Here is an 18,960-nt window from a genome sequence, read left to right on the forward strand (position 1 = left end):
TCTGGATGCTTTTCTTTTTATGACATAAGGGTTTGTTGTGTTACAAACTCGTAATGATGAATTGACTTCTTCTGTTAAGTTGGTGTTCTGCTTCAGTACATTGTACGCCATCAGCACATTTATTAACTAGTTGTGTTTCTCCATATCCTTTAGCTGTTAATCTATCAGCAGAGATACCGTTTTTGATTAACCAATCTCTTGTCGATTTCGCTCTTCTTTCTGATAATTTTTCATTGTATGCAAAAGAAGCACGGCTATCGGTATGAGAGCGAATATCAATTTTCATAGTTGGATATTGTTGTAATACATCTAAGATTTTAGCTAAATCAACCGCAGCATCTGGACGAATATTCCATTTGTCTAAATCAAAATAGATTAGGTTGATACCAAATACATCTGCTAAATCATCACCTGGTTTAACTTCTTTTTGAGTTTTTTCAAGTTCAATATTCAACTCAGTTTTACCATCCGTTTTACCTATAATTACTGGAGATTCTTTAGTAGTATAAGTTTCAAGTGATGTTCTTACATAATATTTTGTACCACATTCCACTTCAGTGAATTGGTATTTTCCATCTTTATCAGAAGTAGTCTCTTTAAGTTGTTTGAATTTTTCATCAAATAAAATCAACTTAGCATTTGGAAGAATCACTTTAGTTTTAGCATCTGTAACCACTCCAAATAGAAGTTGTTCACACCAAATTGGTCTTGTTTCTAAAAACTTATAGATATCATCATTTCCTTGACCACCATCTCTATTAGAACTTAGGAATCCTTTTTTAGATTTTGAATTGATAATTAAAGCAAAATCATCTTTTGGACTATTGGCTTCTTCACCTACGTTTAATACTTGTTTGAAATTAAGGCTACCATCTTTAGGAAGTCTGGTGATAAAAATATCCAAACCACCAAGTCCAGGTTGACCATCAGAAGCAAAGTATAATTCGTTATCGTCATTTACAAAAGGATAAGTTTCTCTACCCGCAGTATTTATGGCATCGCCAAGATTTTCTGGTGTACCAAAACTACCATCCTCATTTAATTTTACTCTGTATAAATCGGATAAACCATGAGTTCCCGGCATATCAGATGCAAAATATAAAGTTTTTTCATCTGGAGATAATGCTGGATGCGCTGTTTGATAACTATCACTGTTAAAAGGAAGTGCAGTTATATTATTCCAATTACCATCTTTGTCTACTTTAGCAGAATAGATTTTCAAAAGGGTTACTTTGCTAGCATCAAATCCTCTTTCGTCAAGGTAATTGTTTCTTGTAAAGTAAACTGTTTTTCCATCTTTTGTAAAGGCTGGAGTATCTTCGTGAAACTTGGTATTAATCTTTTTGCCAAATCGCTCAACAGCTCCTAATGAACCATCTTCTGACATAGTTGAACCGTAAAGATTGGTAAAATACTGTCCTGTCCAAGTATGGATTCTTTTCGAGAAGTTTCCAGTATCACGGGCCGAAGAGAAAATTACTTTAGTGCCCATGTAGGCAGTCCCATAATCAGAATATTTAGTATTTATTCCAGCGTTTTCAATTTTGTAACGACCAGAATTGTTTTTGATTTCGGCTAAATAATCTCTGTTTTTTGAGAATAATTTTGCTCTAGTATCATTACCGCTTTTTTCACCAAACTTTGCCATCATGGCATCAGACTTGGTATAATCTTTGGTTGCTTTTAATGTTTGAGAAAAACGATAAAAGAATTCCGCTTCTTGATCTGGAGCAGTTGCATAAAGTTCGTCATACCATTTGTTAGCTTTTTCTAATTCAGCATTGAAATAATACGCATTACCTATTTTAAGTAACATGTCAGGAGATTTATATCCTTTACTGTAGATACGCTCATAGGTTTTAATAGCATCTATATAAGCAAGTTTGTCATACTCCTTATTTCCTTTTACTTCTTTTTTACTAGTTTGTGAATAACTATTAACACAAGTTAAAGTTATTAGTACTAAGTATATAATTTTATTTTTCATAATCGTCTTGTTATTAGAAGAATCTAGGTGATACCATTTTACTTACTTTATTGAACAACTCAAATCTTAAAAATATCTCATGTGAACCAGAGTTATATTTTCTCAAATGGGTTGTTTCTGTATCATAGCTATAACCAATAAATAAACCATCAGTTACTTGAAAACCTGCTAATCCACTTACTGCTGCATCCCAACGATAAGCAGCTCCAAGCATCAATTTATCAAAGAATAAGAAGTTACCTGAAACATCTACTTGTAATGGCGCACCAGTTACTACCTTAGTCAAGAAAGCGGGTTTGAACTTTATTGATTCAGATAAATCAAATACATATCCTCCAATAGCATAGAAGTTCATTCTTTCTTGAAAAACAGCTACATCATTGTCGTTGTATTTGGTTTCTTGTAAAAAGTTAGGAACAGAAAGTCCAAAATACAATTTTTCAGAGTGTAAATAAAGACCAGCACCAAAGTTTGGTTTAAGTTTACTATTATAATTTTGAAGATTTGGATCATTTAGGTGTTGTGGATCTAATTTATCTGCATCCAAAGTAAACATATTTCCAGAAGCTTTTATACCAAACGATAATTTGTAATCTTCAGACATTGGAATGGTATACGATACATCAGCCGAAATAGTGTTGTCAGTTGTTGGTCCGATTCTATCGTTAACTAATGAAAGTCCAATACCTAAATTACTATTGTTGATTGGGGTGTTTAGAGAGAAAGCATTGGTAACTGGTGCACCATCTAAACCTACCCATTGGGTACGATGCAATCCAAAAATACTCATTACTCCTCTCGATCCTGCATAGGCGGGATTAATATTTATGGTGTTATACATGTATTGGGTAAACTGGGCATCTTGTTGAGCAAAACCAGTGTAACACGTTAACATCAAAGCGAAAATTAAAATTTTTGTTCTCATATTTTCTATTTTTTATCCTGAGGGTTTTTCAACCCTCAGGAATTAGTAGGGTTTTTTATCTAGTAAGGTATAAGTATCCGTCTTTATTAACAGTTTGTCCATCCGATGTTGTCCACTGTACAATATAGAAATACGTTCCAGTTGGCAATTCTTGAGATTTGCTTACAGTTGCTCTTCCTTCAGAGATACCAATGAATTTCTTAGAACTGTTATCATAGTTGTCTGCTTCATATACTAATACTCCCCAACGGTTGTAAATTTCAACCTTATTGGTTGGATAACACCCGAAATCTTCAATATGTTCAATATCAAAGAACTCATTCAGTCCATCACCATTTGGTGTAATTGCATTATGTATTTTTATGTTTTCACAAGGTAAAACAACACCACATTCTTTAATCGGTACAACTATATTTATTTTTTGAGGACAAGTACCTGTTTGAATATTATATGAGAATGTATAAGTACCATCAGCTACACCTTCTGCATTAAGAACTGAACCGTTTAAACTACCAACATTATTCTCGTTTACCCATGTTCCAGTTGTTGGAGTTCCAGTAGGTAAATAAGTGGCTAAATCAGTTGTAACTCCAATTTGGTCATTACAAATCTCATTAGTTACGTTTATATTCGTTACATCAGCTACTTGTGTTACGGTAACAAATCTAATAATTTGAGTTTCGTTTCCACAAGCATCACGCACTATCCATGTCCATGTAATAGTGTAAACACCATTTATTGGTTGAGATTGTGTTTGAGTGAACGTTGGTTGTTCAACTGCTGAACAATTATCTGTAAAGTCTGAAGCAGTTAATACTGGAGCACTTGGGATATTATTACAAGTTGCAGGTATTTTAACAGGAATTACAGGTATCAATTGCGGACCAGTTTTGTCAGTTACATCAATTTCTTGAGTTAAACGAATTGGATTCTCATTTCCACAAGCATCGGTAGCTACCCAAGTTCTTATTATTTTATAATTAGATGGACAACTTCCTTGTAATACAGTTTGAATCATATTCACAGTTGCCGTTCCACAATTATCACTCGCTGTTATAACTGCAGGAGCTGGAATGTTATCACAAGATGCAGCTACATTTGCTGGAGCACTTTGATCGAACGTTGGAGGAATAGTATCATTAACACTAATCGTTTGTGATGTTGAAGATGTGTTACCACAAGCATCAACAAAAGTCCATTTTCTAGTTACAGTGAATGAATTTGGACAAAGTCCAGGAACAGTAGTATCAACTCCTAGTACAGTTATAGCACCAGTACAATTATCCATAGCTGTAAGTGATATCATAGCAGGAACTTCACCACTACAAGTTGCAAATATTGGAGCTGGAGCTGCAGGAGCTACAGGCGCAATGTTATCTGTTACTGTGATCGTTTGAGTTTGAGGAGCCGCAGCATTACCACACGCATCCACAAGAGTCCAAGTACGAGTAATTATTTTAGAACCAGCACATTGACCGTTAGCCACACTATCAGTAAATGTAGCTTGTAAATCAGACGAACAGTTGTCAGCCTCATTAGTTACATCACCAGTTAGAGCTACCGATGCATCGAAAGTACAATCAGCTGTTGTGAATATTTCAGTATTCGCAGGGGCAGTGAAAGTAGGAGCAATGTTATCTGTTACCGTGATCGTTTGAGTTTGAGGAGCCGCAGCATTACCACAAGCATCCACAAGAGTCCAAGTACGAGTAATTATTTTAGAACCAGCACATTGACCGTTAGCCACACTATCAGTAAATGTAGCTTGTAAATCAGACGAACAGTTGTCGGCCTCATTAGTTACATCACCAGTTAGAGCTACCGATGCATCGAAAGTACAATCAGCCGTTGTGAATATTTCAGTATTCGCAGGGGCAGTGAAAGTAGGAGCAATGTTATCTGTTACCGTGATCGTTTGAGTTTGAGGAGCCGCAGCATTACCACACGCATCCACAAGAGTCCAAGTACGAGTAATTATTTTAGAACCAGCACATTGACCGTTAGCCACACTATCAGTAAATGTAGCTTGTAAATCAGACGAACAGTTGTCGGCCTCATTAGTTACATCACCAGTTAGAGCTACCGATGCATCGAAAGTACAATCAGCCGTTGTGAATATTTCAGTATTCGCAGGGGCAGTGAAAGTAGGAGCAATGTTATCTGTTACTGTGATCGTTTGAGTTTGAGGAGCCGCAGCATTACCACAAGCATCCACAAGAGTCCAAGTACGAGTAATTATTTTTGAACCAGCACATTGACCGTTAGTCACACTATCAGTAAATATAGCTTGTAAATCAGACGAACAGTTGTCAGCCTCATTAGTTACATCACCAGTTAGAGCTACAGACGCATCGAAAGTACAATCAGCCGTTGTGAATATTTCAGTATTCGCAGGGGCAGTGAAAGTAGGTGCTACAGTATCATGTATTGTAAATGTAGCTGAAGATGTAGATGAATTGTTGCAAGCATCAGTAGCAGTAAATATTACTGTTACAGCGGCTGAACAATTGTTGGAGATAGCATTGAAATTATTAGTCCAAGTTACATTTGAACAATTATCAGATGCAATAGCTCCACCATTTGAATTCAACCATGCTTGTAGCTCATCTGTATTACCAGAACCATTACATTGTACAACTATATTTGTAGCTGCAGTAGTGAAAGTAGGAGCAATGTTATCTGTTACTGTGATCGTTTGAGTTTGAGGAGCCGCAGCATTACCACAAGCATCCACAAGAGTCCAAGTACGAGTAATTATTTTAGAACCAGCACATTGACCGTTAGCCACACTATCAGTAAATGTAGCTTGTAAATCAGACGAACAGTTGTCGGCCTCATTAGTTACATCACCAGTTAGAGCTACCGATGCATCGAAAGTACAATCAGCCGTTGTGAATATTTCAGTATTCGCAGGGGCAGTGAAAGTAGGAGCAATGTTATCTGTTACTGTGATCGTTTGAGTTTGAGGAGCCGCAGCATTACCACAAGCATCCACAAGAGTCCAAGTACGAGTAATTATTTTTGAACCAGCACATTGACCGTTAGCCACACTATCAGTAAATGTAGCTTGTAAATCAGACGAACAGTTGTCAGCCTCATTAGTTACATCACCAGTTAGAGCTACCGAAGCATCGAAAGTACAATCAGCCGTTGTGAATATTTCAGTATTCGCTGGCGCAGTGAAAGTAGGAGCAATGTTATCGGTTACTGTGATCGTTTGAGTTTGAGGAGCCGCAGCATTACCACACGCATCCACAAGAGTCCAAGTACGAGTAATTATTTTAGAACCAGCACATTGACCGTTAGCCACACTATCAGTAAATGTAGCTTGTAAATCAGACGAACAGTTGTCAGCCTCATTAGTTACATCACCAGTTAGAGCTACCGATGCATCGAAAGTACAATCAGCTGTTGTGAATATTTCAGTATTCGCAGGGGCAGTGAAAGTAGGAGCAATGTTATCGGTTACCGTGATGGTTTGAGTTTGAGGAGCCGCAGCATTACCACACGCATCCACAAGAGTCCAAGTACGAGTAATTATTTTCGAACCAGCACATTGACCGTTAGTCACACTATCAGTAAATGTAGCTTGTAAATCAGACGAACAGTTGTCAGCCTCATTAGTTACATCACCAGTTAGAGCTACAGACGCATCGAAAGTACAATCAGCCGTTGTGAATATTTCAGTATTCGCAGGGGCAGTGAAAGTAGGTGCAATGTTATCTGTTACTGTGATCGTTTGAGTTTGAGGAGCCGCAGCATTACCACAAGCATCCACAAGAGTCCAAGTACGAGTAATTATTTTAGAACCAGCACATTGACCGTTAGCCACACTATCAGTAAATGTAGCTTGTAAATCAGACGAACAGTTGTCAGCCTCATTAGTTACATCACCAGTTAGAGCTACCGATGCATCGAAAGTACAATCAGCCGTTGTGAATATTTCAGTATTCGCAGGGGCAGTGAAAGTAGGTGCAATGTTATCTGTTACTGTGATCGTTTGAGTTTGAGGAGCCGCAGCATTACCACAAGCATCCACAAGAGTCCAAGTACGAGTAATTATTTTAGAACCAGCACATTGACCGTTAGCCACACTATCAGTAAATGTAGCTTGTAAATCAGACGAACAGTTGTCAGCCTCATTAGTTACATCACCAGTTAGAGCTACCGATGCATCGAAAGTACAATCAGCCGTTGTGAATATTTCAGTATTCGCAGGGGCAGTGAAAGTAGGAGCAATGTTATCTGTTACTGTGATCGTTTGAGTTTGAGGAGCCGCAGCATTACCACAAGCATCCACAAGAGTCCAAGTACGAGTAATTATTTTTGAACCAGCACATTGACCGTTAGTCACACTATCAGTAAATATAGCTTGTAAATCAGACGAACAGTTGTCAGCCTCATTAGTTACATCACCAGTTAGAGCTACAGACGCATCGAAAGTACAATCAGCCGTTGTGAATATTTCAGTATTCGCAGGGGCAGTGAAAGTAGGTGCTACAGTATCATGTATTGTAAATGTAGCTGAAGATGTAGATGAATTGTTGCAAGCATCAGTAGCAGTAAATATTACTGTTACAGCGGCTGAACAATTGTTGGAGATAGCATTGAAATTATTAGTCCAAGTTACATTTGAACAATTATCAGATGCAATAGCTCCACCATTTGAATTCAACCATGCTTGTAGCTCATCTGTATTACCAGAACCATTACATTGTACAACTATATTTGTAGCTGCAGTAGTGAAAGTAGGAGCAATGTTATCTGTTACTGTGATCGTTTGAGTTTGAGGAGCCGCAGCATTACCACAAGCATCCACAAGAGTCCAAGTACGAGTAATTATTTTAGAACCAGCACATTGACCGTTAGCCACACTATCAGTAAATGTAGCTTGTAAATCAGACGAACAGTTGTCGGCCTCATTAGTTACATCACCAGTTAGAGCTACCGATGCATCGAAAGTACAATCAGCCGTTGTGAATATTTCAGTATTCGCAGGGGCAGTGAAAGTAGGAGCAATGTTATCTGTTACTGTGATCGTTTGAGTTTGAGGAGCCGCAGCATTACCACAAGCATCCACAAGAGTCCAAGTACGAGTAATTATTTTTGAACCAGCACATTGACCGTTAGCCACACTATCAGTAAATGTAGCTTGTAAATCAGACGAACAGTTGTCAGCCTCATTAGTTACATCACCAGTTAGAGCTACCGAAGCATCGAAAGTACAATCAGCCGTTGTGAATATTTCAGTATTCGCTGGCGCAGTGAAAGTAGGAGCAATGTTATCTGTTACTGTGATCGTTTGAGTTTGAGGAGCCGCAGCATTACCACACGCATCCACAAGAGTCCAAGTACGAGTAATTATTTTAGAACCAGCACATTGACCGTTAGCCACACTATCAGTAAATGTAGCTTGTAAATCAGACGAACAGTTGTCAGCCTCATTAGTTACATCACCAGTTAGAGCTACCGATGCATCGAAAGTACAATCAGCTGTTGTGAATATTTCAGTATTCGCAGGGGCAGTGAAAGTAGGAGCAATGTTATCTGTTACCGTGATCGTTTGAGTTTGAGGAGCCGCAGCATTACCACAAGCATCCACAAGAGTCCAAGTACGAGTAATTATTTTAGAACCAGCACATTGACCGTTAGCCACACTATCAGTAAATGTAGCTTGTAAATCAGACGAACAGTTGTCGGCCTCATTAGTTACATCACCAGTTAGAGCTACCGATGCATCGAAAGTACAATCAGCCGTTGTGAATATTTCAGTATTCGCAGGGGCAGTGAAAGTAGGAGCAATGTTATCTGTTACTGTGATCGTTTGAGTTTGAGGAGCCGCAGCATTACCACAAGCATCCACAAGAGTCCAAGTACGAGTAATTATTTTCGAACCAGCACATTGACCGTTAGCCACACTATCAGTAAATGTAGCTTGTAAATCAGACGAACAGTTGTCAGCCTCATTAGTTACATCACCAGTTAGAGCTACCGATGCATCGAAAGTACAATCAGCCGTTGTGAATATTTCAGTATTCGCAGGGGCAGTGAAAGTAGGTGCAATGTTATCTGTTACTGTGATCGTTTGAGTTTGAGGAGCCGCAGCATTACCACAAGCATCCACAAGAGTCCAAGTACGAGTAATTATTTTAGAACCAGCACATTGACCGTTAGCCACACTATCAGTAAATGTAGCTTGTAAATCAGACGAACAGTTGTCAGCCTCATTAGTTACATTACCAGTTAGAGCTACCGATGCATCGAAAGTACAATCAGCCGTTGTGAATATTTCAGTATTCGCAGGGGCAGTGAAAGTAGGAGCAATGTTATCTGTTACTGTGATCGTTTGAGTTTGAGGAGCCGCAGCATTACCACAAGCATCCACAAGAGTCCAAGTACGAGTAATTATTTTTGAACCAGCACATTGACCGTTAGTCACACTATCAGTAAATATAGCTTGTAAATCAGACGAACAGTTGTCAGCCTCATTAGTTACATCACCAGTTAGAGCTACAGACGCATCGAAAGTACAATCAGCCGTTGTGAATATTTCAGTATTCGCAGGGGCAGTGAAAGTAGGTGCTACAGTATCATGTATTGTAAATGTAGCTGAAGATGTAGATGAATTGTTGCAAGCATCAGTAGCAGTAAATATTACTGTTACAGCGGCTGAACAATTGTTGGAGATAGCATTGAAATTATTAGTCCAAGTTACATTTGAACAATTATCAGATGCAATAGCTCCACCATTTGAATTCAACCATGCTTGTAGCTCATCTGTATTACCAGAACCATTACATTGTACAACTATATTTGTAGCTGCAGTAGTGAAAGTAGGAGCAATGTTATCTGTTACTGTGATCGTTTGAGTTTGAGGAGCCGCAGCATTACCACAAGCATCCACAAGAGTCCAAGTACGAGTAATTATTTTAGAACCAGCACATTGACCGTTAGCCACACTATCAGTAAATGTAGCTTGTAAATCAGACGAACAGTTGTCAGCCTCATTAGTTACATCACCAGTTAGAGCTACCGATGCATCGAAAGTACAATCAGCTGTTGTGAATATTTCAGTATTCGCAGGGGCAGTGAAAGTAGGAGCAATTAAATCTTGAATAACAACAGTTACAGTAGCTTCATCACAATTATTTGGATTTAAGATCTCACATATTCTATAAGTAAAAGTATACGATCCACAACTTCCAATACTAGTTAAATTTACATTTCCAGTAGTATCAATATTCAAATTATTGTAACTTCCACTTAGTACAGTCAGATTTACTTCATTGGTTGATAAACCAACAGTACTGTTTAAAGTATCATTTGTTAAGATATTTCCAATTAAACCAACGCTAGAACATTGAACAGTTAGATAGTTGTCATCTATAGCTTCAATTGCAGCAGCACCAACAGCAACAGAAACAGTAGCTGTATCACAATTCGTTGGATTTAAGATTTCACAGATTTGGTAAACCAAAGTATAAGAACCAGCAGGTGTTCCAGGAGCTACAAGTACATCAGTACCAGAAAGCGTAATTCCAGGATTAGTAGAAGATACGAAAGTAGTATTTACTTGCGAAGCTAAAACCGGCACACCGTTAAGAGTATCGTTAACCAACACGTTAGTGAAAGCCGTACCACCAGTTAAACCATTTACAGGAGTACCCGCATCATCATTAGCGATGATTTGAGCAGCTGAAACAGAAACAGAAACAGTAGCTGTATCACAATTCGTTGGATTTAAGATTTCACAGATTTGGTAAACCAAAGTATAAGAACCAGCAGGTGTTCCAGGAGCTACTAGTACATCAGTACCAGAAAGCGTAATTCCAGGATTAGTAGAAGACACGAAAGTAGTATTTACTTGCGAAGCTAAAACCGGCACACCGTTAAGAGTATCGTTAACCAACACGTTAGTGAAAGCCGTACCACCAGTTAAACCATTTACAGGAGTACCCGCATCATCATTAGCGATGATTTGAGCATGTGTTACCGTAACAGTAACTGTAGCTGTATCACAATTCGTTGGATTTAAGATTTCACAGATTTGGTAAACCAAAGTATAAGAACCAGCAGGTGTTCCAGGAGCTACTAGTACATCAGTACCAGAAAGCGTAATTCCAGGATTAGTAGAAGACACGAAAGTAGTATTTACTTGCGAAGCTAAAACCGGCACACCGTTAAGAGTATCGTTAACCAACACGTTAGTGAAAGCCGTACCACCAGTTAAACCATTTACAGGAGTACCCGCATCATCATTAGCGATGATTTGAGCATGTGTTACCGTAACAGTAACTGTAGCTGTATCACAATTCGTTGGATTTAAGATTTCACAGATTTGGTAAACCAAAGTATAAGAACCAGCAGGTGTTCCAGGAGCTACAAGTACATCAGTACCAGAAAGCGTAATTCCAGGATTAGTAGAAGATACGAAAGTAGTATTTACTTGCGAAGCTAAAACCGGCACACCGTTAAGAGCATCGTTAACCAACACGTTAGTGAAAGCAGTACCACCAGTTAAACCATTTACAGGAGTACCCGCATCATCATTAGCGATGATTTGAGCAGCTGAAACAGAAACAGAAACAGTAGCCGTATCACAATTCGTTGGATTTAAGATTTCACAGATTTGGTAAACTAAAGTATAAGAACCAGCAGGTGTTCCAGGCGCAACTAGCACGTTAGTACCAGAAAGCGTAATTCCAGGATTAGTAGAAGACACGAAAGTAGTATTTACTTGCGAAGCTAAAACAGGCACACCGTTAAGAGTATCGTTAACCAATACGTTAGTGAAAGCAGTACCACCAGTTAAACCATTTACAGGAGTACCCGCATCATCATTAGCGATGATTTGAGCAGCTGAAACAGAAACAGAAACAGTAGCCGTATCACAATTCGTTGGATTTAAGATTTCACAGATTTGGTAAACTAAAGTATAAGAACCAGCAGGTGTTCCAAGCGCAACTAGCACGTTAGTACCAGAAAGCGTAATTCCAGGATTAGTAGAAGACACGAAAGTAGTATTTACTTGCGAAGCTAAAACCGGCACACCGTTAAGAGTATCGTTAACCAACACGTTAGTGAAAGCCGTACCACCAGTTAAACCATTTATAGGAGTACCCGCATCATCATTAGCGATGATTTGAGCAGCTGAAACAGAAACAGAAACAGTAGCTGTATCACAATTCGTTGGATTTAAGATTTCACAGATTTGGTAAACCAAAGTATAAGAACCAGCAGGTGTTCCAGGAGCTACAAGTACGTTAGTACCTGAAAGCGTAATTCCAGGATTAGTAGAAGATACGAAAGTAGTATTTACTTGCGAAGCTAAAACCGGCACACCGTTAAGAGTATCGTTAACCAACACGTTAGTGAAAGCCGTACCACCAGTTAAACCATTTACAGGAGTACCCGCATCATCATTAGCGATGATTTGAGCAGCTGAAACAGAAACAGAAACAGTAGCTGTATCACAATTCGTTGGATTTAATTTTTCACAAATTTGATAGGTAACTGTGTATGAACCAGCTGGAGTTCCGGGAGTTACATTCACAGAACCATTTACTGGATTAAGAGTAACACCAGAGTTAGTTGTAGAAACTTGAGTTAAGTTAATAGTTGCTAAAGTTGCAGGGTTACCATTAAGAGTATCATTAACTAATACATTAGCTAAAGACTGACCACCAGTTAAACCATTTATTGGTGAACCATTGTCATTCACAGCATCTATTACAGCATTAGTTACTAAAACAGTTACAGTAGCTGTATCACAATTCGTTGGATTTAATTTTTCACAAATTTGATAAGTAAGGATATAAGAACCAGAAGGAGTTCCTGGAGCTACGTTTACTGAACCAATAGCAGGATTAAGGGTTACTCCAGGATTAGTTGTTGCAACCTGAGTAAGATTGATATTACCTAGATTAGCAGGACCACCATTTAGAGTGTCATTAACCAATACATATGGAAATGATTGACCACCAGTAGCACCAACAATAGAAGTACCTATATCATTTACAGCATCAATTACAGCGTTAGTAACAGAAACAGTAACAGTAGCTGTATCACAATTGGTTGTATTTAATTTTTCACAAATTTGATAAGTAAGAATATACGAACCAGAAGGAGTTCCTGGAGCTACATTTACTGAGCCGTTAGCAGTGTTAAGGGTAACGCCACTATTTGTAGTTGAAACTTGTGTTAAGTTCACTAAAGCTAAAGTAGCAGGTGCGCCATTAAGGGTATCGTTAACTAATACATTAGATAATGATTGACCACCTGAAGCACCAACGATAGAAGTACCAGCATCATTTACAGCATCAATTACAGCATTTGTAACAGAAACGGTAACCGTTGCCGTATCACAATTAGTTGGATTTATTTTTTCACATATTTGATATGTAACTGTGTATGAACCAGATGGAGTACCAGGAGCCACATTCACCGAACCGTTAGCAGGGTTAAGAGTAACACCAGCATTTGTAGTTGAAACTTGTGTTAAATTTACAGAAGCTAAACTAGCAGGAGCACCATTAAGGGTATCGTTAACTAATACATTAGCTAATGATTGACCACCTGAAGCACCAACAATAGGAGCACCAGCATCATTCACTGCATCAATAATAGGTTTAGTTACTGTTATTGTTACAGTAGCAGGGTCACAATTTGTAGTTGGATTTAATTTTTCACATAAGTTATATACTATAGTATAAGTTCCAGCAGGAGTTCCAGGAGGTACAGAAATTTGACCTGTATTTGTATCAATAACAGGAACTGGATTTCCGCCAATTGGAGTTGCAGGAGTGGTAACTGTAATATTAACTTGTGAAATAGTTGCTTGAACACCATTCAAGGTATCTGAACCATTACCGTTATTGTTTAAAACGTTTCCAGCATTTGGATTTCCTGTAGTTCCATTACCACCAGCAATAGTATCGTTTTGTGCAACAATTACTGGACATTTAGTAATAGTAAAAGGGAAGTTACATCCATTTCCGCCACCAGAAGGAACTGCATAATAAGTAACAGTTGAACCAGCTACCAGTGGAATAGGATTAGCATCTGTATATTGAATAGAATTTACAGTTACTGGGAAAGAATTATAAAATAATGATCCTACTGGAAAATTTGAAGCAATTTCAGAAGTTCCTACACTAGTACTAGTACTACAGTATGAAAAATGTCTTGTATAATCAGTATTTGGACAGTTTTGTTGTACATAACTTGTACCATTAATAGCTGTATTAATTGGAGTTGCAATTGGTTCGCCAGCACAACTACCATTTACAGTATACCCTTGAATCAAATTGGAATTATTCAAAGCTACATTTGTAGTATTACCAATACCTGTAGAATTTCCAACAACACCCATATTACTTCCACAAGTAGCGTTGCTTAAAATAGCACAATCTGTTGTAGATTTTAATTTGAATGTTAATCTAGCTAATAAAGAGCTAGGATTTGCTGGTAAAACTAAAGTTCCAAAATCCCAAACAATGGATCCAGTTGCTCCTAAACTAGGATTAAATGAAATATTATTTGGTGTTGGAGTTGTTTGTGGACTAAATATTGTACCTGCAGCACTTCCTGCAACATAAGTTGCATTAAACGGAATAGGAATAATTAATTTATAATTATTTATTGCCTCTGTACCAATGTTTTTTATATCTACACTATAACCAGCTTCTTGACCTGGTAATATTGTGTAAGGTTGAACCGCTGGTGAACCATTGATAGTTGTGGCAGTGATTACACCTTCAACTTCTGGGATATAGGCATCAACAGACATTGCAATTGTATAAATAGAATAGGTATCCCCATTTGTACCATACAAGAATTTTGTTGCCGTTTGACTATTCCCAATAATACTATTGTTTGTATTAGGTATATTAACAATACCAATATCAATACCTGTATTATTTACCAAGTTAGGATTTCTCGTGCCTGGGGCAGTTATAGATGAATTGAAAAAATTATCTGGACTTGGTACCACACCATTTGCATTTCTACTTAATGTGGTGTAAGTGTTGCTAGCAAGTTTTTGTATTTTGAAGTAATCTCCTGTATACCCAACATCACCTTCACTGGCCATAAATCCAATTTTCATACCTACGTTACCAGATTGTACAGTATTAAAACCTGAAACAGGTAACTCTAAACCTGCAGATGAGTTTCCAGCATCAACATAATAATAACCATCAAAAATAGTTACATCTCTCCATTTCATTTTTGAGTTTTGATAAATAACTATCATTCCCCATCCACCAGAGAAACCAGTTCCACTAGTTTGACCTCCTTCTAAAAGAGCCATATCAGCAACAGTATATTTACCTATACCATTCTGTCTTACATAATCAGTAACTTCTGCATAGGCAGCGTAAATATTATCTTCAGTCCCTGAAGGATAATAAATATCACCAGCAGCAGCTGTAATGTCAGTGTATGAACTAGCAGTTGGCCCTTTAAGTTTAACTACTCTTTTATTAAAAGTTTTAGTTACACTATTTTTAGTTACATTAAAAGTTTGGTTTGGAGAACCAGCTCCGGTCCAATATAACCCTGCAAACACTATGGTTGAACATGAGGGAACAGATCCATTTTCAGAAGCAATTTCTAATGTTGAAGATGATGAATTAAAAGTGCTAGAGTCACCATCTGTGTCAACATAAACCATAGATTGGTTATTATTGTTTTGAGTTGCAGAGTAATTCTGTGGAGTCAAACAAGTATTCCCAAACATGGTGAAATCACCTTTCACATTGTAAATCTTTTTAGTTGGACTAAACTGTGAGGTTCTTTGGGTAAATACTTTTTTAGCTTGAGCATTAATTGTTGTTGAAAACCCAAAAAGGATAGCAAACAATACAACTAATTGCTTAAGTTTTTTTACGATTGAGTTGAAGTATAAATTTTTCATATATTCTCTTTTTATCAATTTCTTATTGATTTCTATCACCTTTATCTACTTTATAAAATATACTAAATCTACTATCATAATTTCCAATATGACTAGAAATAACATTACTAGTAGTATTGATGTTTGATATAAAATAGATGTATTTCAAATTAGGAAAATTTGAAAAGGCAGCTAAATCAATAACTGAATTTAATTCACTTGTGGTATTGATTAAAATAGTTACAATTTCAATATTCTGTTTTTCAGTAATTGAATTGTTTACTTGACCTAACGAACTTGCATCCGTGTAGAGATTAGTAGGAGCATCTCCATAAGTCTTCACAACACCTTGATAAAAATAGGTAGAGGATTGAACTTGAGTTACCAGATCGTTCAGACGCTGAATATTAACGGCACTAGTACCAGAACTTGCAATACGAGCTGTACCCGAAGTTCTTGCTGATGCTAGTAATGAATTCAACTCTGTTACAACGACGGTTCCATCTTGACTAGCTCTCAAACCCTGTTGGGCAAAGACTCCAGAACAAAATGAAACTAACATTAACAGTAATAATAGTTTTTGTTTCATGACTTGACTTGTTTTTTCAAACGGTAGATTTGTTTGATGGTTAAATAATACATTTGGGCTATTTGTTTTCATACAATTAGTTTTTGAAAATAATTTTACAAAAAAATTACGAAATAATTTCGGGCGTGAAGTTGTTTAGAAGTAGGCATAAAGGTTAATAGTTATTTTGGGTCATACTATTCGTGTGCTAAATTATATACTAAACTATCAATGCACCCAAATTTTTCTACAAACAACACAAAAACTCGTTTAAAAGACATTTTTCTTTGTTTTTAAAGCCTCAGTTCTAGGTTTACTCTTGTTTTTTCTTTGATTTTTGACATTTCATTTGGGGTTTTAAGGGTTCTATTTTATAATTTTATATTGTTTTACAGTTCGAAAGTAGATAGTTTTATTTTAATCACCAAAAAAAACATCGATAAAATGCGTTATTTTATAGATAAAGTGCATTTTTTAACATATTTAAATAGAAAAAGACTACAAAAATAATTAACAACATTGTGTTTATAACATTTTTGATTTTTTAACTTTTTTTATAGAAAAATCATTATTCATTATTTTTGTTAATGTAAGATTTTTGATAAGCTAATTACTTTCTTGTTTTGCGATTAAGTATAGAATGAATCAAAAACCTAAACTTATCTTATCGATATTATTTCATAATAAACATTAATACCTTAAATTTATACACTCAAAACTAAGGAGTCTTATTCATGAAACAATTAATACTGGTTCGTCATGCCAAATCAAGTTGGGAAACGTCGCTTCGCGATTATGATAGACCGTTAACCAGTAATGGTATTCAAGATGCTCATTTGGTTTCTTCGCACGTTAGTAATCTTGTACCAAAAACTTTTTTAGTTTGGAGTAGTGCTTCAAAAAGAGCCTCAGAAACGGCAATAATTTTTGCCCAAAACATATCCTTTCCTGTTGAAAGCATACAATTTAAAGAAGACTTATATACTTTCGATGAAAGAAAATTGGAGCAAATTATCAAATCATGTTCTGATGAATACGATCATTTAATCGTTTTTGGTCATAACGAAGCGATTACCAATTTTGTCAATAAATTTGGAAATATTTTTACTGATAATGTTTCAACTTCTGGGTTTGTAAACATTATATTTGAGCAGGATAGATGGAAAGAAATTAGTAACGGAATTACCAAAAAAATTATTTTTCCAAGAGATTTAAAATAAGTATGAATACAGAAATAGGTTTTCGATATATAGATAGAGAAAAAAGTTGGTTAGCATTTAATGATAGAGTATTACAAGAGGCTGCCGATGAGACAGTTCCATTACTAGAGAGACTTCGTTTCATAGGTATTTTTTCAAATAATTTGGATGAATTTTTTAGGGTTAGATTTGCCGCTATTCGCCGTTTGAGTTTGACAGGGGTTTCCGGAGAGAAAATACTTGGTGGAATTTCTGCGCAACAATTGGTTAAAGATATTACTGAAATTGTGATTAAGCAACAATCAGAAAGTTTGCAAGTACTCAATAAGATTGAAAAAGAGTTGGTTAAACAAAATATCATTATCATAAACGAAAAGGAAGTCTCAACGGAACATGAGCATTTTATTAAAAATTTCTTCATCCAAAAAATCAGCCCAGAATTAGTTACCATCATTCTTAATGATTTAGCCGAATTCCCATTACTTAAAGACACTTCAGGATATTTGGCCATTAAGTTAGTAATGAGAACTGAGCAAAAACCTAAGATGTTAGGCTTGGTTAAAACCAAATCTGAAGTACGTTATGCCATTATCGAAATCCCAAAAAACACCAATAGAGTAGTGGAGCTTCCAGCTAAAGATGGGAAACAATATTTAATGTTGTTAGACGATGTTATTCGATACAATCTAAGTAGCATTTTTAATATTTTTGATTACGAAAGTATTTCGGCGCATATGATAAAAATTACTCGTGATGCCCAGCTAGATATTGATAGTGACATGAGTAAAAGCATGCTGGAAAAAATTGCTACTTCTGTAAAAGATAGAAGAATTGGAGAGCCTGTGCGTTTTGTTTACGATCAATCTATTGATAAAGACACGTTAAAATTTTTCCTTTCCAAAATGGGAATCGATGCTTCAGATGGTGTTATTCCTGGAGGACGTTACCATAATCGTCGTGATTATATGAACTTTCCTAACCTAGGAAGATATGATTTGTTGTATCCACCAAGAGTACCATTGCCTGTCGAAGGCTTATCTCTAGATGGTAGTATTTTAAATCGGATTGCTCAAAAAGATTACTTAGTTAATGCTCCATTTCAGTCATTTTCTTATCTAATAAAATTCTTGAGAGAAGCGGCTTTAGACCCAACAGTAACATCAAAAAAAAAAACGATATAATCGTTTAGGCCAAAAACTCTCAAATAGTTAGTTCGCTTATCAATGCTGCCAAAAACGGAAAGAAAGTTACTGTGCAAATCGAACTCCAAGCCCGCTTTGATGAAGCATTAATATTTCCTAAGCAGAGCAAATGCAACAAGAAGGAATTGAACTAATTTTCGGTATCAAAGGCCTAAAAGAGCAACAGTAAAATATGCTTGATTGA

7 protein-coding genes are annotated in these 18,960 nt (G+C 36.6%); 3 read left to right on the plus strand and 4 right to left on the minus strand.

The window, feature by feature from the left end:
- Positions 1-40: 40 nt before the first annotated feature.
- From OLM53_RS14795 to OLM53_RS14810, 4 genes are read right to left on the minus strand one after another with little or no spacing between them, the layout of a single operon-like run.
- A complete protein-coding gene (locus tag OLM53_RS14795) occupies positions 41-1,987 on the minus strand; it encodes an OmpA family protein (RefSeq protein ID WP_264521000.1) in 1,947 nt (648 codons plus the stop codon).
- A 13-nt stretch (positions 1,988-2,000) separates the two neighbouring features.
- Complete coding sequence (locus OLM53_RS14800; protein WP_264521001.1) at positions 2,001-2,912, minus strand: type IX secretion system membrane protein PorP/SprF; 912 nt, start codon at positions 2,910-2,912, stop codon at positions 2,001-2,003.
- 55 nt (positions 2,913-2,967) lie between these two features.
- Entirely contained in the window at positions 2,968-15,828 is a 12,861-nt protein-coding gene (locus OLM53_RS14805; RefSeq protein WP_264521002.1) for a gliding motility-associated C-terminal domain-containing protein, read from the minus strand.
- A gap of 22 nt (positions 15,829-15,850) precedes the next feature.
- Entirely contained in the window at positions 15,851-16,468 is a 618-nt protein-coding gene (locus tag OLM53_RS14810; protein ID WP_264521003.1) for a hypothetical protein, read from the minus strand.
- A gap of 641 nt (positions 16,469-17,109) precedes the next feature.
- On the opposite strand from OLM53_RS14810, the gene OLM53_RS14815 reads away from it, so the two are divergent.
- Genes OLM53_RS14815 through OLM53_RS14850 form a run of 3 tightly spaced genes read left to right on the plus strand, consistent with a single transcriptional unit; the run spans position 17,110 to position 18,910 of the window.
- Complete coding sequence (locus tag OLM53_RS14815) at positions 17,110-17,595, plus strand: SixA phosphatase family protein (protein ID WP_264521004.1); 486 nt, start codon at positions 17,110-17,112, stop codon at positions 17,593-17,595.
- 2 nt (positions 17,596-17,597) lie between these two features.
- On the plus strand, positions 17,598-18,755 hold the full coding sequence (locus OLM53_RS00005) for a hypothetical protein (protein WP_413614250.1): 1,158 nt from the start codon (positions 17,598-17,600) through the stop codon (positions 18,753-18,755).
- 38 nt (positions 18,756-18,793) lie between these two features.
- Positions 18,794-18,910, plus strand: coding sequence for a hypothetical protein (locus OLM53_RS14850; protein WP_413614263.1), 117 nt, complete (start codon positions 18,794-18,796; stop codon positions 18,908-18,910).
- Positions 18,911-18,960: the final 50 nt, after the last annotated feature.

The sequence above is a fragment of the Flavobacterium sp. N1994 genome (assembly GCF_025947145.1).
Classification (GTDB): domain Bacteria; phylum Bacteroidota; class Bacteroidia; order Flavobacteriales; family Flavobacteriaceae; genus Flavobacterium.

Excerpts from the sequence above, each read along its gene's own strand:
- OLM53_RS14810 (WP_264521003.1), bottom strand. The coding sequence starts at position 16,468 with ATGAAAACAAATAGCCCAAATGTATTATTTAACCATCAAACAAATCTA.
- OLM53_RS14800 (WP_264521001.1), bottom strand. The coding sequence starts at position 2,912 with ATGAGAACAAAAATTTTAATTTTCGCTTTGATGTTAACGTGTTACACT.
- OLM53_RS00005 (WP_413614250.1), top strand. The coding sequence starts at position 17,598 with ATGAATACAGAAATAGGTTTTCGATATATAGATAGAGAAAAAAGTTGG.
- OLM53_RS14805 (WP_264521002.1), bottom strand. The coding sequence starts at position 15,828 with ATGAAAAATTTATACTTCAACTCAATCGTAAAAAAACTTAAGCAATTA.
- OLM53_RS14815 (WP_264521004.1), top strand. The coding sequence starts at position 17,110 with ATGAAACAATTAATACTGGTTCGTCATGCCAAATCAAGTTGGGAAACG.
- OLM53_RS14795 (WP_264521000.1), bottom strand. The coding sequence starts at position 1,987 with ATGAAAAATAAAATTATATACTTAGTACTAATAACTTTAACTTGTGTT.